Annotated in this window: 10 protein-coding genes; 5 read left to right on the top strand and 5 right to left on the bottom strand. The window is 61.1% G+C overall.

Going from position 1 to position 9,134, the window contains the following annotated elements; genetic code table 11:
• Positions 1–81 precede the first annotated feature (81 nt).
• The 3 genes from IEX88_RS17555 to IEX88_RS17545 form a co-directional block, all read right to left on the bottom strand.
• Positions 82–807 (bottom strand): DUF3800 domain-containing protein, encoded by a 726-nt coding sequence (locus IEX88_RS17555; protein ID WP_188853154.1) that lies wholly within the window; start codon positions 805–807, stop codon positions 82–84.
• 3 nt (positions 808–810) lie between these two features.
• On the bottom strand, positions 811–1,074 hold the full coding sequence (locus IEX88_RS17550) for a hypothetical protein (RefSeq protein ID WP_188853151.1): 264 nt from the start codon (positions 1,072–1,074) through the stop codon (positions 811–813).
• A gap of 365 nt (positions 1,075–1,439) precedes the next feature.
• Positions 1,440–1,892: a hypothetical protein gene (locus tag IEX88_RS17545; protein WP_188853149.1), complete on the bottom strand. Its 453-nt coding sequence runs from the start codon at positions 1,890–1,892 to the stop codon at positions 1,440–1,442.
• Between the two features lie 949 nt (positions 1,893–2,841).
• Here IEX88_RS17545 and IEX88_RS17540 point away from each other — a divergent pair.
• Positions 2,842–3,204, top strand: a complete 363-nt coding sequence (locus tag IEX88_RS17540; RefSeq protein WP_188853146.1) for a hypothetical protein — start codon at positions 2,842–2,844, stop codon at positions 3,202–3,204.
• Between the two features lie 140 nt (positions 3,205–3,344).
• Here the strand turns inward: IEX88_RS17540 and IEX88_RS17535 are convergent, their stop codons facing one another.
• Together IEX88_RS17535 and IEX88_RS27305 are read right to left on the bottom strand one after the other, a co-directional pair.
• A complete protein-coding gene (locus IEX88_RS17535; RefSeq protein ID WP_188853144.1) occupies positions 3,345–3,566 on the bottom strand; it encodes a hypothetical protein in 222 nt (73 codons plus the stop codon).
• A gap of 4 nt (positions 3,567–3,570) precedes the next feature.
• Positions 3,571–3,774, bottom strand: a complete 204-nt coding sequence (locus IEX88_RS27305) for a Lar family restriction alleviation protein (protein ID WP_188853142.1) — start codon at positions 3,772–3,774, stop codon at positions 3,571–3,573.
• Between the two features lie 340 nt (positions 3,775–4,114).
• Here IEX88_RS27305 and IEX88_RS17525 point away from each other — a divergent pair, with 340 nt between their 5' ends.
• The 4 genes from IEX88_RS17525 (at position 4,115) to IEX88_RS17510 (ending at position 9,116) form a co-directional block, all read left to right on the top strand.
• Positions 4,115–5,554, top strand: coding sequence for a tyrosine-type recombinase/integrase (locus IEX88_RS17525; RefSeq protein ID WP_188853140.1), 1,440 nt, complete (start codon positions 4,115–4,117; stop codon positions 5,552–5,554).
• Between the two features lie 167 nt (positions 5,555–5,721).
• Positions 5,722–7,824 carry an AAA family ATPase gene (locus IEX88_RS17520; RefSeq protein ID WP_188853138.1) on the top strand — a complete coding sequence of 701 codons (2,103 nt, stop codon included), beginning with the start codon at positions 5,722–5,724 and terminating at the stop codon, positions 7,822–7,824.
• The gene (locus tag IEX88_RS17515; RefSeq protein WP_188853136.1) at positions 7,821–8,012 is read left to right on the top strand and encodes a hypothetical protein; all 192 of its coding nucleotides are present in this window, start codon (positions 7,821–7,823) and stop codon (positions 8,010–8,012) included. The genes IEX88_RS17520 and IEX88_RS17515 overlap by 4 nt, the downstream gene beginning before the upstream one ends.
• A gap of 87 nt (positions 8,013–8,099) precedes the next feature.
• The gene (locus IEX88_RS17510) at positions 8,100–9,116 is read left to right on the top strand and encodes a metallophosphoesterase (protein WP_188853134.1); all 1,017 of its coding nucleotides are present in this window, start codon (positions 8,100–8,102) and stop codon (positions 9,114–9,116) included.
• Positions 9,117–9,134: the final 18 nt, after the last annotated feature.

The following is a 9,134-nucleotide window of genomic DNA, read 5'->3' as shown; positions in this document are numbered from 1 at the left end:
TGATCCCCAAATTGGGGTTAAGGATTGGGAATTACCTGGTCGACAAACGGGCTCTGGAGCGATCTGGGGCCTTTTTGTTGTCTACGGGAAACTCTTCAGAAGGCCGAGCTTCGGACGCAAAATCTCAAAAGTTCGATTTTCCTGCAATGGCCGTAAGCACCTGAGTGCCAGCGGGCGGGCGGTCAGATCAGCCAGCTGGAGGCCAGTCGAATTTGCGGCTTTGGAGACGAATTTCGGCTCGAATTCCACCTGTGAGAAGTCTGGCGTGCGGTAGCCCCACCGCGTCGCGTTAGCTGCGATCCGCCGAAATTCGAGTTCAAGCTCGGCATCCTCTCTGGGGCCTCGACTTTCAAAGAGAATATGTATCCGCTTCCCGCGTTGTCCAAGATTCAAAAGCTTGTCGAGGAGCTTCTCCATGCAAAAATACAGGCTAATTTCGTAGGGGCTCCACGGGCGCGTATATCGCTGCACCAGCCGGTCCTTATGGGTCACTGACGCAAATATTTTAATCGGCGCGGCAATGATGAGTCGGTTTAATCTCTCGTAAAATCCCGCTCTAAAAACAGGGTCCGTCAGCAGAATTGCGAACGGTCCCTTGCTTCGTCGAATATCATTCTCATGCAAGACGATAGCGTCGTGCCCGAACACGTCGAATTTGAAACGCTGGAATTCGGGAACTATGTCATCAACGTAGTCGGATATTTTCACTAGACAGAATGCCAACGCGAAAACTGGAAAAGCCGGATCGATATTTACGAGTCCGTGGTCGCCGCTTTCGTCCGCATAGACGATATAGTCAGAAAACATCCGTCACCGCACACCCGTCCTCAGCAAGTTCCGCCCTTTCGCCGTCAGTCTGAACCAGAGCGTAAACCGCCAGCCGAACTGCGTCTCGACCAGGCCTTTGTCCTTGAGCCGCTCTGCAACGTCGACCTGGCAGCCCCGGAACTGATCGAGCTCCATCCCGACCGAGTCCTCTGCCGGCCCGTCATCGAGGAGCATCAGGACGTGGATCTGCGCAGGCGTGAGGCGGAAGAGGGGCGGGGCCGGAGTCATCCGCCGCCGCTTGCTCATGGAGAAGAACTGGCGCTACCGGATCGGACTCCGTCGGGAGAACCTTCCGGTTTCCGGCGAGCCCTTCCTTCTTCAAGGCAACGGGCTTGGTCGGCCAGCCGCTGCCAATTTTCGCGCGCGACCTCCTGACGCTCTCGTGCCCCGCTTGTTGCTGCGATCCGTGCCTCAGCGGCTGCTGCATCGGCCCGAGCCTGGTAGTCCAAACTTGTTGCCGTGACGGTCATCGGTACGAGCCTCCCGCTGGTGCTTCAGCGGCCAGATCGAACCACTTCATGCAACCGGCCGTCAACAGCCTGCCTCTATAGCGTTGGCTGGAGTGGCCCGCTGCTCCGGGAGCTACTTCGCGCAGATGTAGCAGTTACCGCTTAGGTATGACTGCCGGTCTCGTCCACGTTCAAAAACTGCAGCACCTTATTAAGTATCTGCTGCTCGGCTTCGATTAGCGCCCTTATATCTCCGACCTGGGAACCATGGAGATGCCGGAACGCCGCCCTTAGAGAGACGTCGGTCAGGGACCGGGCGGAAATCGCCTGCGAAAGAAGCCGTTGAAATTCGTGGTTCCAATACGCGCCGCCCTTGGCGTCGGGACGCTCAACCATCTTGATCGAGTCACTGCTGACAGAGCCAGCGGTTCGGCCCTGATCATCCCATTCCACAGGTACCCGCCAACCGCGGTCCTCAGATCCAAATCGAGGAGAAGGCTCTGCTCCGGCAACTGCGATAGGCTCGCCGATCACGGTACCCATTCCAAAATTCGGGTGGTCAATGCGATCCCCCCACTGGAAGTCATACGGCTTGCGAGAGGTGGCGTCAGCCATCAGAGAGCCTTTGGTTGCCTGAGGCAGTGGGGCATCCCCCAAAACCGGTTCTCGATACGATGTCGCGCTTCGAGCCCGCACCACCTTACATCGATTCAAGCGGGTATGGCCATCATGGTCATACCTCGTGCATCCTACTGCATCTGATGGTCACGAACATGGGCGGTGGTGATGTCGCAACCGATATTCTCGCGTCGACAGATAGGCAGCATCCGCGGCGGGGAGGCTGCCCGGCGCAAAATGTTGCGCGAAGGTTTTGGGCCCAACGGAGCGATCTGGAGGCCTGAAGAGGATGAGCTGCTCAAGGCACATTTCCCCGATTATGACCTAATTCAGTTAGCCCTTCCTCACAGATCCAGGAAAACGCTTTGGTGGCGGGCCAGGATACTAAAGATACAGGCGCGCAGGCGCATGTGGACGCGAGAAGAAGTATCCCGTCTACGAAAGCACTTCGCCGTAGCGCATCTTAGAGAGCTAGAGAGTCTTGTCGGAAGGCCCCTGAATAGCATACGCGCGAAAGCCGATAAGCTTGGTCTTCGCCGCCCCCAGCAGACTTACACACCAACTGGGAATGCATTGCTAGATTCTCTGCGGGGGCGGTGTCGAGAGCTTTGCTACACCATGGTAGACCTAGACGAAATGGTAGTTTCCGGTACATATTTCAAAGATTGCGGTTGGAATAGCCCTGGCACGAAGCAGGGGCGGTTGAAGCAGTATTTTTCCTTCACTCGGATCGCCAAAGGCATCCATGTCATAGGCGGTACGCTAGACGTGGTTTGGGATGAGGGGTGAGCCTTGGCGGGAGGACGAGGATAACGTCCTTCGTGAACTCTACCCCAATTACAAGGCACTCCTTCTCACGCTTCCTGGGCGAAGCCTGAGGGCAATAGGGCATCGATGCCTATGCCTGGGGATTAGGTCGAAGCGACATGTTTGGACCAATCGGAACGTGGCTCTTCTGCGTGAACATTACCCGTCCGCACCACTGCAGGCTCTAGAAGGGTTGATCGGTCAGCCCCTCTCGAAGATCAAAGCAAAGGCAAACCGCATTGGCATTGTGCGGACAAGATCGCCACTGAAGCGTACCGGCATAAGGATTCTGGATCTCTTGCTGTCTCGATGCCGCGAGAAGCATATCACCATGCGCGAACTTGACCGGCTCGCCGGAACGGGCACCTTTTTCGAGAAGTATGCGTGGCTGTCAGGCAAGCTCGGCGAGAAGCGGCGCCTCCAGATCATGGCTCGAGCAAATAAAGGCATTCGGGCTTTGGGCGGGCGGGTTATTGCCAGATGGCCCGAAGTGGAGGATTGAGGGGACGCTAGCTTCTCAAGAAGTGGCTGGGTTTATCTGATGCGGCAATCTCGTGCGGCATCTCAGGTCGGCCTACCAACTCCGAAGCTCCACGTCCTGCGTCTTTGACTATCGGCACGAGCGAATCGCCCGCCGTCCTCTCAGCCGCCCTTCTCGAGCATCTTCCTCAAGGTCCATGCCTGATGCTCGTCAGCGGCATCAGCGGCATCAGCGGCATCGGCTGCCCTGCGCAGGCACTGGCCGAGCCCCGCTGTCCGGTCATGCTGAAAATAGGCGATCGTCGTATCGTCGATACGCAAGACGTAGTTGCTCAGGCTTCCGAGGCCGTCGTACTCGCTGATGTTCTGGATGATGATCTTCAAGGCTTCAGTCCTCCAAATTTGAAAGGACGAAGGCGCGGGCGTTCCAGCCTAGCTCTGCGTCATTTGCCGCGAGCAAGCCGTCAGGTCCGCGTGCCCTGCAGGATCGGCACTGCACCCAGTGGGTTTTCGGCCATGCTTGCCGGCTACGGTGCTTTGCCTCCCCGCCACAGAAGGGGCACGGCAGCAGTGCTTCGGGCTTTTCGGCCATCTTGCTTCTCCTGGGCAGCGAGAGCGAAGTGGCAACGGGCTGTCGGTGCTTAAACAGCGTCTGCTCCTCGTTGTTCCCCTTTGACGCTACTGGCTCCCCTGCGAATCCAGCCAATTGAAGGCGGCATCGCTGAATCTTCATGTTGCAATCCATGTTGCGTGGACCAGCCGAGGGTATCGCGAAACCCCTGCAAATCAAAGGAACTGAGTCGCAACATGAAGCGACATAAAAAGCTGATTCTGACAGCGTCAGCATCGGACAGGGAATTGAAATCATTGAGGAATAAGTGGTAGCGGGAGAGGGACTTGAACCCCCGACACGCGGATTATGATTCCGCTGCTTGTACCATTCAATTCTTAATAAATCCGATCAAATCCTTAACCATAACCCGCTGGAAGGCCTGGAAAAACAAGGACTCTGGGCAGATATTCATTCCCGTTGCCTATCCTGTCGTGTACGGAGGCTGTTGCCCCCGCGCTGCCCCCGTCCAAGGATTACGTTATTGCCGGAGAAGCTGACAGTCTCGTCAATCGAGAAGCACGCCCGTAGCGGCCGTCGCGCCGAGATCGCGGACACGTCGGCGCCCGGTCTGGTCCTGCGCTCGAACGTCTCGTCCTCGACCTTCGTGTTCCGGTGGACCGACCAGCGCGAGAAGCGCCGCCTGGTGCTCGGCACGGTCGACGGACTGCCGCTGGCCGATGCCCGGGCGATCGCGCACAAGGCGGCCGATCTGGTGCGGCAGGGCTTCGATCCGGACGACGAGTGGCTGCGGCAGACGAGGACGCCGCAAGCAGTGGCGCCGGTGAAGCGGGTGACGTGGACGTGGACGGAGGCGAGGGAAGCCTATCTCCTGGAGATCGGCGGGCCGAACGGGCTGAAGGCGGCGACCGTCGATGACTATCGCAAAGCCCTCTACCACCGCGCCTTCAAGCGTTTCGAGCGACGGTTCGTCTGCGACTTGACGGACGAGGACCTGTCGGAAGCTCTCGCCGGCTACCAGCGCGAGCAGAAGGGGAAGGCGGCCGAAGGCTTGCGTCGGCGGGTGCGTCCGTTCTGGACGTACCTCCAGCGCATGGACATCCGCCGGAAGTCGGGCGTCACCCGGAGGCTCCAGATCGACCTGCCCGCGCATCGATCGACCGCGAAAACCAACGTTCGGTGGCCGCACCCGGCCGACGTCGCGGCATTGTTCGCCAAGGCTATCGAGGGAGAACTCGGCTACGCGAGCCGTGCCGTCGTCCTCCTCTGCCTGACGGCTCAACGCCGCGCCACGGTCGTCTCCGCCAGTCCGACCGACGTTCGTGACGGAGTTTGGCATATCCCCCCGGTTCATCGGAAGACGGCCGAGAAGCGGGGCGACACCAGGATCCACGCCTTGCCGTGGCCGCCCGAGGTCGCGGTCGGAAACCACGACAGCTTCGTCTTTCCCGCCGACCGCCCGCGAAAAGCCGGCGATCCCTTGCCCCATATGGCTGCCTCGACGCTGACGCATGCGCTCCGTGACGCGGGCGTCGGCTTCTCGCCTCACGACATCCGTAGGTCGTTCACTACGACCATGCGTATCCTCGGCTTTGCGGCGGATCCGGCGCTGGTCCTCGACCACAACGAAGGGCCGCGATCGACGATGGATGCGCACTACGACTCCTATCGAGACCTGCCGAGGAAGAGGGAAATGCTGGACGTCTGGCGGGAGTATCTGACCGGGTCGAAAGCGATGTCGGACGAGGTCTGGTATGAACACACTGGCCAGAAGCGGATCAAGAAGACGACGAAGGCCTGAGGAAAATCCGTAAGATCTAGACAATTTTCGATAGGACATTCTCGACTTAGCAACTGCGGGCGTCGTAGCCTCCTGTCATCGAGATCGAACCGCCATTCGGCGACGATTTCGACAGCCCCCGCGCCGGCGATAGCCGCACAGGGGGCGTAGTGGCCCGGAGCCATCCCTTGTCCCACCGCACTATCCGAGTCATCGGCCGGCGAGCTTTTCGCGAGTCCGATGCAGCAGATCCAAACGTCTCAGTCGTATTCGACGACGACGGCCAGATGATCGCAGAGGAGTCCCGCGACATCGCCGCCGACGACGCCGCCGCGATCCTGGAACTCGTCTCGCAGCGTCGTGCAGACGCCGAATTCCTCGTCACTGGTCTCACACCGTCCGAATACGCGCTCTACCAGTCGCTCGAGGTCGCCCTTGAGCCGCATCTGACCGCAATCGAGAAGCGCCTGGCCGGCGATCCGCCGAGCCTTGTCGTCGTCCTGCAGCTGCCGAAGCGCTGGACCGAAAAGGCGCCCAAGGCGTTCTCGGCGATCGTCGCCGGCATCGTCGCCGACTGCGTCCGTCTCGGCGTGAAGTGCGACGCGATCGTCCCGGAACACGACCGCCAGCTCGGACGAACAACGTTGCCGATCGACCGCGTCCTGCGCGCCGCGAAGTCGAGCCACGTCATCGCAATATACTCGGAGCCGGAGCAACTCGAAGAGGAGCTGCTGCCCTTCTGCGACGTTTTCCTCGAGATCAAGCGCATTGATCGCAGCCACTTCGACGTCGCGATTGAACGGGAGTTCGACGAGCCTGGCGTCGCCGCATGGCCGGCCGGCATCAAGATGTCGGATGTTGACCCCGACCTTCTCGACGCTGTATGCGGCCGGGCGGGCGCCCCTTCCGATGTCGTGCGGACGATCGCGGCGGTGACGGCTGCACGTGCGAAGGCTGCGAAGCGGGATGCGGCGAACGAGAAGCAAGCCGAGGCGGCCAAGACGACCTCGAAGTCCATCTACACGCCGGCGATCCTGCGCCCGACGACGCCGACCCTTGCCAATCTGCACGGTTACGGAGCTGCGGCGGCCTGGGGTCATCAGCTCGCCGAGGACGTCCGAGATTACCAGGCAGGCAATCTGCCATGGTCGGATGTCGATGGCGGCTGCCTCCTGCACGGTCCGCCCGGCACCGGCAAGACCCTGTTCGCTTCCGCCTTGGCGGCAACGTGCGGCTTGCCGTTCATTGCGACGAGTTACGCTCAGTGGCAATCTTCGGGAGACGGTCATCTCGGCTACGTCATCAAAGCCATGCGTGCCGTATTCGAAAGCGCGACGGTCAATGCCCCATCGATCATCTTCATCGACGAAGCAGACACGATCCGTCGCCGAGGTGGTTCGGGCGATGGCGATGGCTGGTGGACCGCGATCACGAACGCCGCTCTGGAGTGTGTCGACGGCACAAGTCGGCGCGAGGGCATCATCATCATTGCCGCATGCAACAGTCCAGATATGCTGGATCCGGCGCTGGTCCGTTCGGGACGCCTAGACCGGCGTTTCGAGATCGGGTTGCCGGACGAAAAGGCGCTGCTCGGAATCATGTTGCACCATCTTCCAGACGCCGCCTCGGCTGATCTGGCTCCGGCGGCGACTGCGCTCGCTGGGTCCGCTTCGGGTGCGGATATCGCTCGGATCGCTCGCGAAGCTAGACGAGGGGCGCGCCGTGAGAAGCGCCCGGTCACCGCTGGCGATCTCCTCGCCATTGCGATCCCTCCGGACACGCGACCGGAGCGCGATCGCCGCCTTGTCGCAGTGCATGAGTCCGGCCATGCCGTCGCTATGATGTCTCAAGGCCGGATTCCCGACATGCTGTCGATCGTATCCGCCGGCGGTTCTCATGGCGGAGTACGATCGGAGTCGCCAGCGGGGATGGGGCGCCTCGCAGACCTCGAAGACGATATCGTGGTTCGGCTGGCTGGTAGGGCGGCGGAGGAGGTCATTCTCGGCCAGCCATCGGCTGGCGCGATGGGCGACCTGCAGCAAGCCACCGACCTGGCAACCCATATTGCGGGCATGTGGGGCCTCGGGGGGCGTCTTTACTACAGCGAGCAAGTCGATGGCGCAGCCGTCGAGAGCCGACTGCGTGATCTGTATTCGCGATCGCTTCGTCTGATCGGAGAGCACCGTGCAATCGTCGAGAAGCTCGCCGATCTCGCGCTCGAACGACGGGTTCTCGGTCGTTCAGCGCTGGCGGCATTCGCGGTCGAGCATGGTTTGGGAGGAGGGCGATGATGATCGCTCTCCTCCCAGACGTCCGCGCTCGGCTCGACGCTATCGAAGCCGACGAGGGCATTTCCGCCGCCGAAATCGCGAACCAGGCGATATCCGTCTGGTCGTATTTGAACGGCGACGAACGCCGTCGCCTTGGCATCGCCGCGATCGGCATGGTCGTCGAGCGTCATCGCGGGGTGCCGTCATGACGGAGCGCGAGGACATCGCCGCCGCCGCCGCTCGGCTGCTGAGAAGGCTCGACGAGCGGTCGCGGAAATCGCCGAGACAGCAGGCATTTGACGGATTTTCGTCACCGTCTGCTCAACATCCGCATGCTATACAGAAGGCACACCCGCTCTTGGCACAAGCCGAACCGCGGGTCGCGAGCGAGGAAAGCTCCCCTGATGCGCATTCACATCCTTTCAGACATTCACGACGACTATAGCCGCGGCTCCTCCGGCACGTATGAGATCCCCGAGGATCTCGCCGCCGATGCGATCGTCATCGCTGGCGACATCGCCGGCCGCCTCTCACGGATGGGCTCCCACTGGCTGATCCGCCAACATCTCCGCACGGGCTTGCCGATCATTCTCGTCGCCGGCAACCACGATTTCTGGCGATCGTCGCTCGACGCCGAGATTGGTCGTTTCCGCGATCGTCTGTCGTTTCCGGAGGGCATCCATTTGCTTGACGGCGACGAGCTGATTCTCGCCGGCACTCGCTTCATCGGCGCGACGCTGTGGACGGACTACGAAATCTACACGGACGCCTACACCGCCCATGCGACGGCGCTGCGCTTCATGAACGATCTGAAGATGATCCGCACCGACTCTTACCGCCGCCGCCTGCTGCCATGGATGCTCGCCGAGGAGCACCGCCGCCATCGCGACACCATCGACAGCCTCCTGGCGACGCCGTTCGACGGCCCAACGGTCGTCATCACGCATCACGCGCCGAGCGGCCGATCGCTTCTCGGTGGCCGTGCGACAGAGCCGCTCGACGCCAGCTACGCGAGCGATCTGGAGCCACTGATCCGCCGTCACGCGCCGGATTTCTGGATCCACGGCCACATTCACCAGCGTCAGGACTACGCCGTCGGCGACACGCGAATCCTTTGTAATCCGCGTGGCTATCGTTTGGCCGAGAAGGGTCGCCAGCGTGCCGAGATCGAAGTCAAAAATTTCGACCCGCGCCTGATCATCGACACGGACGACACGCGTCCGCTCGTCACGGGCGCCGACATCGACGTCGCCATCGACAGACCGTCGTCGTTTCAGTGGCCGTTCGGGCAGTCACCGGACGCCGAAGCCTAGCCGCACCCGCCTGCCAAA

Origin of the sequence: Aureimonas glaciei (assembly GCF_014643375.1) — a bacterium.
GTDB classification, from domain to species: domain Bacteria; phylum Pseudomonadota; class Alphaproteobacteria; order Rhizobiales; family Rhizobiaceae; genus Plantimonas; species Plantimonas glaciei.
The sequence above is the reverse complement of the archived record's forward strand: the minus strand, read 5'-3'. Positions and strand labels throughout refer to the sequence as shown.